15 protein-coding genes and 1 other RNA gene are annotated in these 17099 nt (G+C 57.8%); 8 read left to right on the forward strand and 8 right to left on the reverse strand.

Annotated elements, in window-relative coordinates; all coding sequences use genetic code 11:
• Positions 1–12: 12 nt before the first annotated feature.
• The 3 genes from BLQ98_RS05380 to acuI form a co-directional block, all read right to left on the reverse strand.
• On the reverse strand, positions 13–1221 hold the full coding sequence (locus BLQ98_RS05380; protein WP_093732315.1) for an SAM-dependent methyltransferase: 1209 nt from the start codon (positions 1219–1221) through the stop codon (positions 13–15).
• A gap of 77 nt (positions 1222–1298) precedes the next feature.
• Positions 1299–2720: a cryptochrome/photolyase family protein gene (locus BLQ98_RS05385; RefSeq protein ID WP_093732316.1), complete on the reverse strand. Its 1422-nt coding sequence runs from the start codon at positions 2718–2720 to the stop codon at positions 1299–1301.
• A gap of 133 nt (positions 2721–2853) precedes the next feature.
• Positions 2854–3846, reverse strand: a complete 993-nt coding sequence (gene acuI / locus BLQ98_RS05390; protein WP_093732317.1) for an acryloyl-CoA reductase — start codon at positions 3844–3846, stop codon at positions 2854–2856.
• 189 nt (positions 3847–4035) lie between these two features.
• Between acuI and BLQ98_RS05395 the strand changes: the two genes are divergently transcribed.
• The 7 genes from BLQ98_RS05395 (at position 4036) to BLQ98_RS05425 (ending at position 9069) form a co-directional block, all read left to right on the forward strand.
• A complete protein-coding gene (locus BLQ98_RS05395; RefSeq protein ID WP_093732318.1) occupies positions 4036–4779 on the forward strand; it encodes a FadR/GntR family transcriptional regulator in 744 nt (247 codons plus the stop codon).
• A 29-nt stretch (positions 4780–4808) separates the two neighbouring features.
• Positions 4809–5155, forward strand: a transfer-messenger RNA (tmRNA) gene (ssrA, locus tag BLQ98_RS05400).
• 206 nt (positions 5156–5361) lie between these two features.
• Entirely contained in the window at positions 5362–6618 is a 1257-nt protein-coding gene (gene chrA, locus BLQ98_RS05405; protein ID WP_093732319.1) for a chromate efflux transporter, read from the forward strand.
• Between the two features lie 73 nt (positions 6619–6691).
• On the forward strand, positions 6692–7162 hold the full coding sequence (locus BLQ98_RS05410) for an SspB family protein (RefSeq protein WP_093732320.1): 471 nt from the start codon (positions 6692–6694) through the stop codon (positions 7160–7162).
• A 112-nt stretch (positions 7163–7274) separates the two neighbouring features.
• Positions 7275–8669, forward strand: coding sequence for a class II fumarate hydratase (gene fumC / locus BLQ98_RS05415; RefSeq protein WP_093732321.1), 1395 nt, complete (start codon positions 7275–7277; stop codon positions 8667–8669).
• A complete protein-coding gene (locus BLQ98_RS05420; protein WP_093732322.1) occupies positions 8666–8842 on the forward strand; it encodes a DUF4169 family protein in 177 nt (58 codons plus the stop codon). Before fumC ends, BLQ98_RS05420 begins: the two co-directional genes overlap by 4 nt.
• Positions 8839–9069, forward strand: coding sequence for a ribbon-helix-helix domain-containing protein (locus tag BLQ98_RS05425; protein ID WP_093732323.1), 231 nt, complete (start codon positions 8839–8841; stop codon positions 9067–9069). Before BLQ98_RS05420 ends, BLQ98_RS05425 begins: the two co-directional genes overlap by 4 nt.
• 84 nt (positions 9070–9153) lie before the next feature.
• On the opposite strand, the gene BLQ98_RS05430 is transcribed toward BLQ98_RS05425, so the two are convergent.
• From BLQ98_RS05430 to BLQ98_RS05445, 4 genes are all read right to left on the reverse strand, one after another.
• Positions 9154–10047, reverse strand: a complete 894-nt coding sequence (locus tag BLQ98_RS05430) for a fructose bisphosphate aldolase (RefSeq protein ID WP_093732324.1) — start codon at positions 10045–10047, stop codon at positions 9154–9156.
• 69 nt (positions 10048–10116) lie between these two features.
• Positions 10117–11469, reverse strand: a complete 1353-nt coding sequence (locus BLQ98_RS05435; RefSeq protein ID WP_093732325.1) for a cytochrome P450 — start codon at positions 11467–11469, stop codon at positions 10117–10119.
• On the reverse strand, positions 11466–12692 hold the full coding sequence (locus tag BLQ98_RS05440; protein ID WP_093732326.1) for a hypothetical protein: 1227 nt from the start codon (positions 12690–12692) through the stop codon (positions 11466–11468). The genes BLQ98_RS05435 and BLQ98_RS05440 overlap by 4 nt, the downstream gene beginning before the upstream one ends.
• A gap of 56 nt (positions 12693–12748) precedes the next feature.
• A complete protein-coding gene (locus tag BLQ98_RS05445) occupies positions 12749–13501 on the reverse strand; it encodes a cytochrome c biogenesis CcdA family protein (protein ID WP_093732327.1) in 753 nt (250 codons plus the stop codon).
• A gap of 104 nt (positions 13502–13605) precedes the next feature.
• On the opposite strand from BLQ98_RS05445, the gene BLQ98_RS05450 reads away from it, so the two are divergent.
• Positions 13606–13833 (forward strand): sulfurtransferase TusA family protein, encoded by a 228-nt coding sequence (locus BLQ98_RS05450; RefSeq protein ID WP_093732369.1) that lies wholly within the window; start codon positions 13606–13608, stop codon positions 13831–13833.
• Positions 13834–13918: 85 nt separating this feature from the next.
• On the opposite strand, the gene BLQ98_RS05455 is transcribed toward BLQ98_RS05450, so the two are convergent.
• A complete protein-coding gene (locus tag BLQ98_RS05455; RefSeq protein WP_093732328.1) occupies positions 13919–16813 on the reverse strand; it encodes an Rne/Rng family ribonuclease in 2895 nt (964 codons plus the stop codon).
• Between the last annotated feature and the right edge of the window lie 286 nt (positions 16814–17099).

Genomic DNA, 17099 nt, shown 5'->3' on the forward strand with positions numbered 1-17099 from the left:
GGCAATGCGCCCCTAGGCTGGGCGTTTCACAGTGATCTGTGTCACATCGCAATTGCCGCTGTCAAAGGTAGACGCGCATGAGGTCAGATAGAAATCCCACATGCGTTTAAAGCGTTCATCGAACCCCATGCGGGATATCTCTTCCCATTTCTCATTGAAGGTCCGATGCCAACGCCGCAGAGTCACATCATAGCTTTTCCCGAACTCAATAGACTTTTCAACGGCTAAACCGGCGTTCTCAACCTGTTGCTTTAACACCGTGGGGCTTGGGAGCATGCCACCCGGAAAGATATATTTCTGAATAAAATCAACGCCTCGCTTGTAAACCTTCCAGCGGCGATCTGGCACAGTGATGATCTGCAGGGTTGCCTGACATCCAGGTTTAAGACAGTCGTGCAATGTCTTGAAATAAGACGGCCAATACTGTTCGCCGACGGCTTCGAACATTTCTATACTGGCGATACCGTCATATTTGCCGCGTTCGTCGCGATAATCTTGAAGCTTAAATTCAACAACGTCTGATAAACCTGCGTTTTCTATCCGTTCTTTGGCGTAGTTAAACTGTTCTTTACTGATGGTCAGACAGGTTACCTTTAGCCCGCGCTCCTTAGCGGCATATTCTGCAAAACCGCCCCATCCGCAGCCGATCTCCAGCACGTGATCCCCGGGCACGACCCCCATCTGATCCACCATAGAGGCGTATTTCGCTGTCTGCGCTGACTCCAGAGATTGTTGGACCCCGTCTTCGAAAATTGCGCTGGAATAGGTCATCGTGTCATCAAGCCACAATTTGTAAAAATCATTACCTAAATCATAGTGATAGCTGATGTTCTTGCGTGCCTGCTTTTTGCTGTTGCGCTGCAACCAGAAGCGCAGGGATTCAAATTTACGGATCAGCCCCATACCGGGAAAGGAGTCGTAAATGTCCTCATTCGCATGGGCGACGTCCATAAAGGCCTGCAGGTCCGGCGTGCTCCACCATTCATCGAGGTAGGCGTCGCTAAATCCAAGGTCACCCTCCCTGATAAGGCGGGCGAACAAGTCATTGTTATGGATACGGATTTCAGCAACCGGGACCGGATTCTGACCAACCGCGCGAAAGCACCGCCCGTCGGGCATGATAAAGTCGACCTGCCCATTTTGCATTTCTTGCGCCATCGCAAAAACACGCGAGAAATATCGAGGAAGGGCAGCCTGCCCCTCGGTGCTGGTCAAAATCATTCGCTCTCCTGTATGCGCTTGGACGCGTATCTTATTGGTTTATGGGGGTTACGTGGGTGATCCACGTTTCATAAGGGTTAAAAGTTTCGCCCCTTGTAGGTTTCCAGAGCCCGCTCACGCCCTTCATCCAGCGCAATGATCTTTTCGGGATAGTCATCCTGCGCTGACAAGGGCCAGCTGCGCGGGATTGCATCGAAAAACGCGAGCGCATCCTTATGCGGATTGGCCCGCCCTTCGGCGATCCAACGGCTGGCATAGTCCCTATTCTTATCAAATTTATCAAGCTGTGTCTCGGGGTTGAACACGCGAAAGTAAGGCGAGGCATCCGGCCCCGACCCCGCCGCCCATTGCCACCCCATCGCATTGCTCGCGGGATCCCAGTCGATAAGACAATGTTCGAACCATTTTTGGCCGATCCGCCAATGACACATCAAATGTTTCGTCAAATAACTGGCCACGATCATGCGGCCCCGGTTGTGCATCCGTCCGGTCACGTACAGCTCGCGCATGGCGGCATCGACAAAAGGCTCGCCCGTGCGCCCTTGTTTCCAGGCCTTAACCTCGGCACGGCGCTCGTCCTCGTTCCATGGAAAGGAATCCCATTCCTCGCGCCAGTTATCGGTCAACATCCGTGGCGTGTGATACATCAGGTGGCACGCGAATTCGCGCCAAACCAGTTCTTTAAGGAAGGTCTCAGCCCCTTGTTTACCATCCTGCAGTGCGCGCTGGCCAGCGTGCCAACATTGGTGCGGGCTGATCTCGCCGAGAGACAGGTTCTCTGACAGGTTGGATGTACCATCGGTGCCAGGAATATCGCGGGTTTGCTTATATTCGGCCACCCCATGGGCCATAAAGCCCCCCAACCGCGACTGCGCGGCCTTTTCGCCGAGGCAAACAAAGGGGCGCACCACATCCGCACCACGGTTCATCGCGACCGCCAAGCCCCAACCTTCCAGCGCATCGCTTGCGGGCCATTCCTCCGGCGCGCACAACTCAGACGGCGCGGCCAGCGGTGGCTCAACATCGCGGGTTTTGACGTTGTTCCAGAACGGCGTGTAGACCTTGTAGCAATCGCCTGCCTTGGTCTCTACGCTCCACGGCTCAAACATCACATGTCCGCCAAAGGACTTGGCATCAACGCCTTGGTCGCACAGGGTTTCTTTGATCTTGCTGTCACGCTGTAAACTCGCCGGATCATACAGCCGCGACCAATAGACAGCTTCCGCGCCTGTTTCCTTGACGAGGGCCTGCAACACGTCGAGCGCATCGCCTTCGCGCAGTACAAGCTTGCTGGACATCGCGTCAAAACTGTCGGCCAGCGCCCCGAGCCCCAGACCGAGCCGCCATTTCGGCGCAGCGCCAAGGGCGTCGACCGTGGTATCCTTGATAAAGACGGGAATAACCGGACGGCCGGACTGCGCAGCAGCGGACAAGGCGGGGTGATCGCTCAGCCGAAGGTCGCGGCGATACCAAAGAAGAATGGGGCTGTTGTCGGACATATCAAACTTTGCGTTAAGGTGATGCAAAGCTAGCACGTCCCCCGTAACGTCAAGACCATAACAGTCCCTATTAACGCCAAACGGCGACCCACAGGGGCCGCCGCTCGGTAGATTTAACTCAGGTAATGCCGGTTCAGGCGTTCACATCGACCACCACACGGCCCCGGATTTGCCCGTTCAGGATGTCCGCACCAAGTTTTGGCAAATCGCTGAGTGCTGCAGGCACAACCATATCTTCCAGTTTGGAGAGCGGCAGGTCTTTCCCGACCCGCTGCCATGCGCGCAGACGGTTCTCGTAGGGCTGCATAACGGAATCAATGCCCAGCAGGTTCACACCGCGCAGCAGAAAGGGGATGACAGTGGCGGGTAACCCTGCCCCACCCGCAAGACCAACAGCTGCAACCGAACCGCCGTATTTCATCTGCCCCAATACCCGCGCCAGCATCTCGCCCCCGACGGCATCAATGCAGCCGGCCCAGGTTTCGGCCTCGAGCGGGCGCTTGACGGTTTCGTTTAGCTCTTCGCGCGCAACGATCTGGCTGACGCCGAGAGATTTCAGATAGTCCGCTGTGTCAGGACGCCCGGTTACGCCAGCAACCTCATACCCCAAATTGGCAAGTATCGCGACTGCGACCGACCCGACACCGCCTGCAGCACCTGTGACTAGAACCGGCCCGTTGCCTGATACCAGCCCGTGATCCTCCAGCGCCATGACAGATAACATCGCGGTAAATCCCGCCGTGCCGACAGCCATCGCCTGCCGCGTATCCAGCCCCTCGGGGAGAGGCACCAACCAGTCGGCCTTGACCCGCGCCTTTTGTGAATAGCCGCCCCAATGCGCCTCACCCACGCGCCAACCGGTCAGCACAACCTTGTCGCCGGGTTTATAGCGATCATCGTCGGATGCTTCGACCGTGCCGGCAAAATCAATACCGGGGATGTGCGGATATTTGCGTACCAATCCGCCACCGGGGCCAATGCATAGCCCGTCTTTGTAGTTCACGGTCGAATATTCGACAGCAACTGTCACGTCACCCTCGGGCAAACGATCAAGGTCAATCTGGGTCACTTCAGCATGGGTCTTGCCGGTTTCCTCATCTTTGTTCACCATCAACGCATTAAACATCATATCTCCTGTCTCGGGCCGCCGTTCAGGGCCCGCTTCATTTTGCCAGTAAACTCTGGGGAGCCCGAGGGGCTGGCCCCTCGGTCCCGAAGGTTCAAGCTGCACGCAGCGGATTTTGACCGCCGACTCGCATCTTGCAAAATTAATGTCAGACATTTAAAGTTTTTCCAAACCATAAATGTAAGACAAATGAATACCACGCCACAAACCGCCTCTGACTTGTCCAGCCAAATTGCTGCGAACATCCGCGATGCTATCATCAAGGGCGTGTTGATCGTGGACGAACGTCTGCCGTCTGAGGCAGAGCTTTCAGCTCAGTTCAATGTTTCGCGCGCGACAGTACGCGAGGCGCTCAAGCGGTTGGCCGCGCAATCGTTGATCCGCACGCAACGCGGTGCGACAGGCGGCGCTTTCGTCAATCGCATTAGCTTTGAAGCCGCTCAAGCGCAGCAGATCACGACCTCTACCCTACTTTTGTCAATGAACGACGTCAGCTTTGAAACCGCCTGCGAGGCCCGTTTCGCACTTGAGAGAGCCTGCGCGCCTTTATCGGCAGCCCGAAGGCAAGACAGCCACCTAAAGGCGATGCAGGACGCGCTTGACACACAATCCGCGCCGGCGCTGTCAGATGCAGGGTTTTGCGCTGCCGATGTGGCATTCCACCGCGCATTGGTCGACGCAGCGGGCAACCCGGTCCTGTCTTACCAGCTCGCTGGCGCGGTCGAGGCGATGCAGCCTTTGATGAACATGATTACTTTCACGGCGTGGTCCCGCGATGCAATCGTCGCGCGTCACCGCGAGATCGCCACCGCAATGACGACACGCAACGCTGCTGCCGTCGCGGCCGGACTGACGCTGCTTGAACAAGAGACCCAGACCCTTGCCCGTACCGTCTTTGCCCGCCGCACCAAGCAGCCGAACGCGGCACCGTAGCCGCTGCACCTGCGGATTTTCATGGCTTTCCCCTTGCAAAGAAAACCACGTCCCTTATATCTGAACTGTCCTTAGGGACTATGGGTATAAACGCGCATGTAATAAGCGGTTCGGACCCGGGGGCGGTACCCGGCGACTCCACCAATCATCCTTCATTTGGGGATTATGGGGTCGAAACAGGATCGACGAACGTCTAAAGATGTAGCTTTATCTCGGCTGACTGCCACCGTTATCGGCGTAAAATGTACAATTGCAAATGACAATCGTGCTCCAATGGCGATGGCCGCGTAAGCGACCGGAACTATTGAAACTTAAGTCCTTACGTTTAGCGACCTAAGGCGGGGTTCGCAGGTACCTGGCAACAGAAACCTGCACTTACCCCTCCCGCCACTTTCTGATTTCTCTCTAAAACCTTGCGGTCGCACGGGACGGTGCCGGTTGACACGTATGTTGTGCTGCCTTCGGCGAGGATTTTTCACCATTTGGAAGCCGCTGGCGCGCTTGACCTTGGGCTCGGGGACTGCGACCTCTGACGTCAAGAATGTCGGGAGTATTTATGCGCAACAATAGCGAGCAATGCGGATGAGCGCCCCTGATATGCGCCTGATGGCGCGTGTGTTCGGGCGGATCGGGGTGTTGTCCTTTGGCGGGCCCGCGGCGCAGATCGCGTTGATGCATCGCGAGTTAGTGGACCGGCATCAATGGCTATCCGAAGACAGCTTTTTGCGCGCTCTTTCCCTGTGTATGTTGCTGCCAGGTCCCGAAGCGATGCAACTGGCGACCTACGCCGGTTGGCGGCTGCGCGGTACCCTTGGCGGTTTGCTGGCCGGACTGCTGTTCGTGTTGCCGGGTGCGGCGGTCATTCTGGTGTTGGCATTCGGCTATGCGTATTTCGGGCAGATGCCTTTGGTTCAGGCCGCGTTTATGGGCATCAAAGCGGCTGTGATTGTCGTTGTCGTGCAGGCGCTGCGCAATCTGGGACGTAAGGCGCTGCATGGTCGTGAGGGCTGGATACTGGCCACACTGTCCTTTGTGGCGTTGTTTATCTTTGGCGTGCCCTTCCCGCTGATCATTCTAACCGCCGGACTGTGGGGGGCCTTTAGAGCTGCTGATGGCACGCGCCCTTTAGAAATTGACGCGGCACCCCCACACCCTGCCCGCCCCATCGGCGTCATCGCCGGTTGGGGCACGCTGTGGGCATCATCGCTGCTGTTCGTCTGGGCGATGGGTCATGAGTTTCTGCTTCAGATCGGATTGTTCTTTTCAAAACTGGCAGTGGTGACGTTTGGCGGGGCCTATGCCGTGCTGGCCTATATGGCGCAGACCGTCGTGCAGGATCACGGATGGATCACCACCGAGCAGATGATTGACGCCTTGGGGTTGGCCGAAACCACGCCGGGACCGCTGATCTTGGTCACCGAATTTGTCGCCCTGCTGGCGGGATTTGCCCAGTCAGGACCATGGGGTGCTGTATCTGCCGGTTTTCTGACGGTGTGGGTCACGTTTACACCTTGTTTTCTATGGATATTTCTCGCGGGACCGTATCTTGAGGTTATCTCGGCGCAGCCTCGTCTGGCGGGGGCGTTGCGGGCGATTACTGCCGCTGTCGTTGGCGTAATTGCCAATCTGTCCGTCTGGTTCGCGCTGCATGTTTTGTTCGAGCGCGTGCTTCCTATGGCGCATCTTGCTCTGCCGTTGCCTGATTGGTCCAGCATTGATCCCATCGCCGGCGCGCTGACGTTGATTGCGGCCGTGTTGATGTTGGCTTTTCGGTTCGGCATTGTGTCGACCATGGCAGTGACGGCGATGCTGGCGCTCGGCTGGAACCTCTTGCTATAAATTTTTGCGCCCCCTTTTCACTGGTGTGAAATGCCGTATGCTACTGTCATCAACAAGGTCCGGAGAAGAAGTAATGAGCCGAAGCATTGAGTATGGCAATCTGATGCACGATGCCATGCGCGGGTTAATTCGTCAGGTATTACTTGACGTTGCAGCCAATGGATTGCCCGGCAACCATCATTTCTTTATCACCTTTGACACCGCACACCCTGATGCAGAGCTGGCGGATTGGCTGTCGGATCGCTATCCCGGCGAAATGACAGTTGTGATGCAGCACTGGTACGACAAGCTTGAGGTTACCGAGGAAGGCTTCTCGGTCACGTTGAACTTTGGCGATGCGCCGGAACCGATGTATATCCCCTATGACGCGATCCGGACCTTTGTGGACCCGTCGGTAGAATTCGGTCTGAAGTTCGAACAGCAAGAACCCGGCCAGTCGGACGAGGACGAAGACCTTCCGCAGCAGGACGAAAGCGAGCTTGAAGTCGAAGAAGAAGCCCCAAAAGCCGCTGAAGTCGTATCGCTCGACAGCTTCCGCAAGTAATCGGTCGGCCAGCGATCGCTAGCCTCGAGGTTAGCGCCATCGTCTCATTGCACCGCTGCCCCCCGCGGGGTAAACCCTGATCAGACATAAGCCCAAGATCAGGAGCCTTTTCATGGCCGATACCCGTACCGAAACCGACAGCTTTGGCCCATTGGAAGTGCCGTCCGATAAATATTGGGGCGCACAGACGCAGCGGTCGATCATCAACTTCCCTATCGGGTGGGAAAAACAGCCCGTGCCGATCATCCGTGCCCTTGGCGTGGTGAAAAAAGCCTGCGCGATGGAAAACCTGAATCAGGGGAATCTGGACCAGAAACTGGCCGATGCGATCACTGCCGCCGCGACCGAGGTGATCGAGGGTAAATTCGACGACAACTTCCCGCTGGTTGTCTGGCAGACGGGTTCGGGCACGCAGTCGAACATGAATGCAAACGAGGTCATCTCGAACCGCGCGATTGAAATGCTGGGTGGTGAGAAAGGGTCGAAAGATCCGGTACACCCCAATGACCACTGCAACATGGGGCAGTCGTCAAACGACACATTCCCCACAGCGATGCACGTGGCCATCGGCATGCAGGCCCGCGATGTGCTGCTGCCCGGTCTGCAAAAACTGCACGACGCGCTGGCTGCAAAGTCTGAAGAATTTAAGGACATCATCAAGATCGGCCGGACCCACACGCAGGATGCGACACCGCTGACCTTGGGGCAGGAATTCTCTGGCTACGCGCATCAGGTGAAAAAAGGCATCGAACGGGTCAACGCCTGTCTGCCCGACATCTACGAACTGGCCCAAGGCGGGACCGCCGTCGGCACCGGCCTGAACACCAAGAAAGGCTGGGCCGAGGCCGTGGCGGCGCATATGGCTGACATTACCGGCCTGCCCTTTGTCACCGCCCCGAACAAGTTTGAATCACTGGCCGCCCATGACGCTATGGTCATGTTCTCGGGTGCGTTGAAAACCGTGGCCGGATCGCTGTTCAAGATCGCCAATGACATGCGTTTGCTGGGCTCCGGCCCGCGTTCCGGTCTGGGCGAATTGATCCTGCCCGAGAACGAGCCAGGATCGTCGATCATGCCAGGCAAGGTGAACCCGACGCAAGCCGAGGCGCTGACAATGGTGTGTGCCCACGTGATGGGGAATGACGCGGCGGTCGGCTTTGCAGGGTCGCAAGGTCACTTCGAGCTTAACGTCTATAACCCGATGATGAGCTATAACGTCTTGCAATCCATGCAGCTTTTGGGCGACAGCGCGTCGGCCTTTACCGACAATATGGTTGTTGGCACGCAAGCAAATATCGAACGAATCGACAAGCTGATGAAAGAAAGCCTGATGCTGGTGACAGCGCTGGCCCCTACCATCGGCTATGACAACGCGACCAAAGTTGCGAAAACTGCCCACAAAAATGGCACGACCCTCAAGGAAGAAGCAATCGCCTTGGGCTTTGTCGATGCCGAAACATTCGACCGCGTGGTGCGGCCGGAGCAAATGATCGGACCAAAAGAATGAGCGCCCCCATCAATCTCAACAAGGTCAAGAAAGAGCGCAACCGCGCATCTCGAAAGGCCCGCGCTGATGAAAATTCAGTGCAGTTCGGCCAAAAGAAGGACCAGAAGGAAGTTCTGAAAGAACGTCTGGCTCAAATCGCGCGCAATTTGGAAGCTCACAAGCGCGAAACATGAGCGCGAGACCTGTAAAACATTCGGTGACCCTTCGGGGTCACCGCACGTCGATCTCGTTGGAAGATGAATTCTGGCATGAATTGCGCAGGTTCGCGCAAGAGATGGACATGCCGATCAACGCGCTGGTGGCACAGATAGATGCCGAACGCGGCGTGGAAGCAGGATTGGCATCTGCGATCCGCGTCTACGTCTTGCGTGCGCTCAAGGAGCGTCTGTCAGCCTCGTAGGGCACTCAAGCTCGAGGCAAACGAAAAGGCCAGCGTCTGATCGCAATCAAACACCGGCCCTATTTTTTAGTCTTCAAAAAAATCTTAGGCGACGGATGCGTCGTAGATCTTGGTGATGTTCTGACCCAATGCTGCGTTGAACTCGGCATCGGTCATCTTGACGTTCAGCCCTTCTGTCAACGCCCGCGAAAAGCTGGCGATCATCTTGGGGTTCTGGGTCAAACGCGCGCAGGCGTCTTCAGTCGAATACCCGCCCGACAACGCAACGACACGTAGCACATTCGGCAGATCGGCAAGGCTGTCGTAAAGGCCTGCGGTCTCTGGCAGGGTGACTTTCAGCATCACCGGTTCGTCGGCGGAAAGCTCGGCGAGATGCTTTTCAAGCTCGGACTTCAGAATCGTTTCACATTCCGCTTTACTGTCCGAATGGATGTTCACCTCAGGCTCGATGATCGGCACCAGACCGGCGGCGCACACGGTTTTAGCGACGGCGAATTGCTGCGCCACAACCGACGCGATGCCTTCGGGATTAGCGGATTGGATGACCGACCGCTCCTTGGTGCCAAAGATACCAGCGGCTTTCGCGCGCGCCAGCAGATCAGCAAGCTCGGGCATGGGTTTCAGCAGCTGCACGCCGTTTGATTCGTCTTCCAGACCTTTGTCGATCTTGAGGAAGGGCACGACGCCGCGGTCTTCCCACAGCAGCTGTGCCACGGGTTTGCCGTTGATCGAATTGTCCATCGTGCGCTCGAACAGGATCGCGCCCAGAACTTTGTCAGAGGTGAAATCATCGGCCAGAATGATACGCGCGCGCATGTCGTGCATGGCGTGAAACATCTCGGCGTCGCCGGAATAATCAGAAGGTTCAACGCCATAGAGGCTTAGCGCCTTTGGGGTCGATCCGCCCGACTGGTCCAATGCGGCCACAAATCCCTGCCCTGTTTCCATTTGTGTGCGCTGTGCGTCTGTCGTGGTCATGATGATCCTGGCCCTTATTGATTCCGTCGTGTGTCCGTTTAGCGCATCTATGCCCGCGATGATATATCGTTAGCGCCGGACAAAACGCAGCAAAATGCCATCTTTTGACCGAACCGTCAGATGCGCCACGGGAACAGGGGGCTTTTCGCCGACAACCTCAATGCGGTAGTCGCGCAAGATACGCGACAGGATCAACGGTCCTTCGACCATGGCAAACCCTGCGCCCGGACAGACCCGCGCACCGGCGCTGAACGGCAGATAGGCCTCTCGCTGGCATTTCTTGCCGTTTTCGCTGTGCCATCGGGCCGGATCAAACCCGTCGGGGTTGTCCCACAGGCGTTCGTGACGATGCAGATGCCACGGGCTGATGACCACTTGCGCCCCCCGCGCCACTTGGCGATCGCGAAAAGTCGCGGGGCAACTTGCCTCGCGCACCATCATCGGCACAGGGGGATAAAGCCGCAGCGCCTCGCGGAAGACATCGCGGCTTTGCTTGAGCTTGCCCATAACAGCAAAATCACACTGGTCGATCACCTGCGCCTCTTTGGCCAAACGGTCCTGCCAGTCGGGATGGGTCGCGACCAGATACATCGCCCAGGCCAGCGCCGACGCGCTCGTCTCGTGGCCCGCAAGAAAGAAGATCGCAACCTGATCGACCATCTCCTCCGTGGTGAAGGTAGAGCCGTCTTCGGGGTCAGGGGTCGTCATAATCTTGGTCGCCAGATCGTCGGGGGCAGTGCCTGCCTTGATCGCCTCCATCCGCTCGGCCGTCAGCGCGGTGATCAACTGCCGGATCTTGGCAGCGCTGCGTTTTGTATCTTGTCGGAACAGACGTGGCAGCCAACGCGGCAGCGGCACAAATGCCGCGATGTTCAGGATCGGCTGGCTGCGCTGGTAGGTTTTGAATTCGTCAAAGACCTCGCGGGCCATATGGTGTTCGATGGGAATCGAAAACAGCGTGCGAAAGATCACATCCGCTGCCGCGTGGCTCGTCTGCGCTTCGGCTTCTAGGGGTTCACCGTCATGGGGGGCCAGCCGGGCCGCCGCTGCCTCTGCCGCGTCCCAGATCGCGGGGAATGTTTCGCGCAATCGCCCGCCTTCAAACGCAGGGTCGATGATGCGCCGTTGTCGTTTCCAGGTTTCACCGTTGGTCAGAAAAACAGAATTGCCAAGCAGTGGCCGTAACCCTTCGCCGATCCGGTTGGATTTGGGGTAGTCGTCGGGGCGCGTCTTGAGCACGTCCTGGATCAGATCGGGCTGGTTGATCAGATAGCTTCGGAAAAATGGCGTTTTGAATTCCGCCATCCACGCACGATACAGCCGCGCAGGTTGAGCGGATAAGATGTCTTGGCGGAATAGCTTGGCATAGCGCCACAAAGACACTTTCGCGGGCCGGCTTTCAGGTTTGGGCGGCAGTGTCATGGCGCGGTCGAGGTGAATTTATTCACCGGTTTCACGATGCGGGATCGCGACGCGGGACGTCCAGCATAGCGTTCTGCAAGGCTATGCGGACCTGCGGTGATCTGGAAATAGTCATAATCCTTGGGCGCATCAAAGGCACAGAGGTATTGGAAATGTAGCCGGAAGAACCGCCAGCGCAACGCTTTCCAACGCGCCGGGGTCAGCGATTGTGTGAAGGCCGCTGAAAACACCAGCGGCCAGCGTTTATCTTCGGGGGCCACGCCCGACACTGCAACCGGATCGCACAGCGCAAAGGCGCAGCCATCGCCGGGGGCAGTCACGTCGATCCAGGTAAGCCCGACGCATCGCGACAGATAGCGTAGATCGGCGCGCAGACGGTGTGCGTCCCGTAGGAAAGACACCATTGGGACTACCTGCCCCAAGCTCATAAAGGCCAGTTTCGGTCCCTCTGCCGGTACCCTGCCCGCGCGGATCAGGTCGGCAAGGATCGACACCCCCAGATGCGCCCCCGAGGAATGGCCCACGACCAGCACCTCGTCCACGTCAGACTTCAGCGCCTGAACGATTGCGTCGCCAAATTCGGTCATACGGGTTTCAAGCGCGGGCGGGTTTGCCCCCCGGGTTGCAGCCCCGAAGGCGTAGTCGTGCATTAGATAATAGGCGTAAAACTTGCCATCATGCTTTTTGAACCACCGCAGCACCTGCCAACCAAGGCCCACACCAAGGGCGGCGACGATGCCCTTGAACCACGCGGGCCCGCCAAAGAAGGTCAACGTGGTGTACAAAAGCTTGCCCGCAAGTACAGCGATCAGCAGTTGCAGCAGCAGCATCCCCACCGGATAGAGCGCCGCGATCACCGGCCCCTTGCGCAACTGCATCAACCGCCACAGCGCTCCAGAGGCGATATACACCCACGCCGTTTGCACCAGCTGTCCATAGGTCGCGAGGATCGAGTTGCTCATGGAGATGCGCACGATGTCAGACCAGACCAGCACCTCGACCGTGGTCTCTACATCCACACCATCGATATGCGCGGCGACGTTCCAGCCATAGTTCCCGCCCCCCGTCTTGGGCGATAAGGCGATCTGATAATCCGATATCCGCGCCTGTTCGCCGCCTTCCTTGCGGTAAAGCTCGCGGTAGCGGCGCGGATGAATGGGGTCATAGCCGGGGATATAGAAAACCCGTCGCGTTTTGACTGTCTGCTCTATATTCTCGGCCATCGTTCACCCTGTATTTCACCGCAGCTTAAACAGGTTTTCCGGCAAGAGTAAGGCGCTTAACCCAAGGATCCCAAGGCCGGAAATGTTTCCAGAAGCCAAAACGAGAAAGTCGTGAATGCGCCTGTCAGCAACGCCAGCCCGACCACGATCAGCAAGATGCCCATGCCCCGTTCAATCAGTCGCATATAGGGTTTAATCCGGTTCATCAGTTGTGTGGCGCGGGTGATGAACATCGCAGCCAGCAAGAACGGAATACCCAAGCCAGCCGCATAGACCCCCAGCAAAAGCGTACCGCGCGTGACCGATGCTTCGGAAGCCGCAAGTGACAGGATCGCACCAAGCTGTGGCCCGATACAGGGCGTCCAGCCAAAAGCGAAAGCGAGGCCCAGAATATAGGCACCAAACGACGTGCCGCCCTTATCACCAGCATCCAGACGCGCCTCTTGGTCCAGAAACGGAATACGGAACACGCCTAGAAAGTGCAGCCCGAAGATGATGACGACAATGCCAGACAGTCGCGCGAACAGAACCTGATTTTGGAGGAAGAACGCCCCAAAAATAGACGCGGTAAAACCAAGGATTAAAAAGACTGTGCTAAGCCCCATGACAAAGAACAGCGCCGCAATCACCGCCTTGCGTCGCGCAGCTGCGACCGACGACATGTCGTTCAAGGTCACGCCGCTCATATAGGCGAGGTACGGGGGCACGATGGGCAAAACGCAGGGGCTCAGAAAACTGATGATCCCTGCGGTCAGCGCGATGAGTATGGCGGGCAAAAGTCCCGCGTCGATCAGGTCAAATCCAAACATGACCCAAGCCTTAATCTGCTTTGTCCAGCGCGTCACCTGCTGTTGCGCGTGAACCCTGTCACAAGGTTGTGGACGCGCTGAAACATGTCGCCTATTTGAGACTTATGACAGATAAAAACTTTCTCGATGCGACAGGGCTGCTGTGCCCCCTTCCCGTCCTTAAGGCGCGTAAACGACTGCAATCACTGGCTTCTGGCGATTTGCTGACGGTCCACGCAGATGATCCAGCCGCGATTATCGACATACCCCATTTCTGCGCCGAGGCCGGTCACAGCCTTGAAACCGCGTTGATGGACCAAACGCCGCAGGCTTATGTAATCCGAAAAAAGTAAACGCAGGTTTAATCGAAAACAAAAAAGGCAGACCCGAAGGTCTGCCTTTTGTCGTTTCAAAGTGTCGTCCCGACGAACGCGCGGTTTAGCCGCCCAAGGACCACCAGCCGCGCCGCTTTGGCTTGGCGAGTTTTGCGGGCTGAGCCTGCGGGGCCACCTGAGGCTGCGGCACCTCGGTCATGGGGGGCTCCGGCTGAATTTCCTGCGCGGCGGGGATTTCAGTCGGGGTGCTGTCGGGCAACTCGGTCGGGGCCGGTGTCGGCTCTACCTCGGCAGGCTGCGACGGCTGCGCGGGGGTCGGTTCCGGCGTCGGGATCGGCGTCGGTTCCTTTGCGGGCTCAGGCGTCGGCGCGTCGGGTGTTACCTCTGGTTCTGGCTTGGGCTCGGGGGCTGGCTGCTCTTGCGGAGCAGGCGTTTCCTCGGGCTTTGGCGCGTCTTTAGCGGCATCGACGGGGGCAGCTTTGGGCTTGCGCGTGCGGGTCCGCTTGGGCTTGGGCGCTTCTTCTGCGCTGTCAGCATCCGAAGCTGCCGCATCAGCGGCCTCGGAAGTCTTGGCGTCAGTATCAACCGTTGCTTCTGCCGCGGCATCCGCCTTGGGTTTGCGGGTCCGGCTGCGGGTGCGCTTGGGTTTGTCCTGCTGTGTGGCGTCCTCGTTCGTCGCCGCTGCAGGAACGTCGGCTTTCGCCTCTACGGTGGCGTCCGATTTATCCGCATCGCTGGAGCTATCGTTGTCACCATCGGAATCGGTATCATTGTTGTCACCGTTGGCCGCATCATCGCCGTTGGCCTTGCCACCCCGACGCCGCCGACGCCGACGACGGCGCTTGGGTTTACCCTCGGCATCGTTGTCATCGTCCGACCCGCCCTGCTGGTTCTGCGCGCCATTGTCATTATTCGTGGGCTCCGCGTCGGCTGTTTCAACCTCGGCGTCGGCCTCGGTAGCGACGTCAAGATCTATATCATCGACCTCGTCCATGATAGATGTATCCACCGACACCACATGTTCAATCGGCGTTACAACCCGCGTCGCGGTCTTGAACTTTTCAAGCGTGAAGTCCGGGCTGACCAAAGCGGGGTCGCCTTCGATGCGCACAGACATGCCGTAACGCCCTTCGATATGGGCGATATGTTCACGCTTTTGGTTCATCAAGAAGTTGGCGATCCCCACGGGCGCGGTGATCAGCACTTCGCGCGACCGTTTGCGTGTGCCTTCTTCCTCGATCTGGCGCAGGATCGACAGTGCGAGGTTGTCGTCCGACCGGATCAGACCAGTGCCGTGGCAGGCGTGGCACGGCTGTGTCGTCGCCTCGATCATGCCGGGACGCAGACGCTGGCGCGACATTTCCATCAGGCCAAAGCCCGAAATGCGACCCACCTGAATGCGCGCGCGGTCGGTTTTCAGTTTGTCCTTCATCAGCTTTTCGACGGCGGCGTTGTTGCGACGCTCGTCCATGTCGATAAAGTCGATGACGATTAGACCGGCCAGATCGCGCAAACGCAGCTGGCGTGCGACTTCGGCAGCGGCTTCAAGATTGGTCTTGGTCGCGGTCTGTTCGATCGAGCCTTCTTTCGTGGCCCGGCCCGAGTTCACGTCGATCGCAACAAGCGCTTCGGTCACACCAATCACGATATACCCGCCCGAAGGCAGCTGTACCGTGGGGTTGAACATGCCCGACAGGTAGCTTTCGACTTGATAGCGTGCAAACAACGGCAGCGTTTCGCTGTAAAGCTTCACGTTCTTGGCGTGGGACGGCATGATCATCTTCATGAAGTCCTTGGCGATGCGGTAGCCGCGTTCGCCTTCGACAAACACCTCGTCGATCTCGCGGTTATAAAGGTCGCGGATCGACCGTTTGATCAGGTCGCCTTCTTCGTAAATCTTGGCCGGCGCGATGGATTTCAGCGTCAGCTCGCGGATCTGTTCCCACAGGCGCTGCAGGTATTCATAGTCACGCTTGATCTCTGCTTTGGTGCGCTGTGCGCCCGCGGTGCGTACGATCAGACCGGCACCCTTGGGCACCTGAATTTCGTTCGCGATCTCTTTCAGCTTCTTGCGGTCTGCGGCGTTGGTGATCTTGCGGCTGATGCCGCCCCCACGTGCAGTGTTGGGCATCAAGACGCAGTACCGGCCGGCGAGCGACAGATAGGTTGTCAGTGCCGCACCCTTGTTGCCGCGTTCTTCTTTTACGACCTGCACCAGCAGGATTTGACGGACTTTTACAACTTCTTGGATCTTGTAACGCTTGGGACGTGGCTTGCGGGCAGTACGCAGATCGTCGTGGTCATCGTCATCCGCCACGGATTCGATGCTGTCATCCCTGGAGGATGCGTCATTGGCTTTGGGATCGTCGTCACCGTCATCCGCATCATCGCTGTCATCGCGATCAGTGTCATCGGACTGGGCCGCGTCGCCGCTTGCCTCGGATTTCTCGTCAGCGGCGGTGTCGCCATCCTGCGCAGGCTCTTCGACGGGCGTTTCACCGACCCGCTCCATCGGAGAGGAGCCCTCCTCGTCGTCCAGATCCACGGTCTCCATGCCGTTAATCTGATCGCTGTCTGTGGTGTCCGCGTCTTTGCTGACAGTCGCGTCATCAGACACGGTGTCCTCGGCCTTGGTCTTGCTACGGCTGCGCGAACGGGTCCGACGCTTGGGCTTTTCGTCTTCGTCTTCTTTGGCGGCCTGCGCTTCGGCGTAGGCGCGCTCTTCCTCCATCAGCGCCAAACGGTCGGCGACGGGGATCTGGTAATAATCAGGGTGAATTTCTGAAAAGGCGAGGAAACCATGACGGTTGCCGCCATAATCCACGAACGCCGCTTGCAACGAAGGTTCAACCCGCGTGACTTTCGCGAGGTAGATATTGCCAGCTAGCTGGCGTTTATTCTCTGATTCAAAGTCAAATTCCTCGACCTTGTTTCCGTCGACCACAACAACGCGAGTTTCCTCAGCGTGGGTGGCATCGATAAGCATTTTCTTAGGCATAAATCCATTTTGCACAGCTGCGCAGACAGCAAGCCCGGTGGGACGCTGCGAGGCAGGGTATGTCTTGTCAGGGCGATGGGTGACGCGGCTTCAACAGGGCCCCAAAGGCCGCCTGTCTGTCTGCTCTTGGCGTCTGCGCGCGTCATCGCGGTTCTTCTCCGACATGGGTGCTGCGTAACGCGCCCCCATATCCATTAATTAACTGCAACTGACCGAGCAAAGGCACGGCCTAATCGTCAGCGGTTCTTGAGCCTTTTTTAAGGGCCTAATCGGTCTGCCTGGTCAC

It is taken from the genome of Sulfitobacter litoralis, from assembly GCF_900103185.1.
GTDB lineage: Bacteria > Pseudomonadota > Alphaproteobacteria > Rhodobacterales > Rhodobacteraceae > Sulfitobacter > Sulfitobacter litoralis.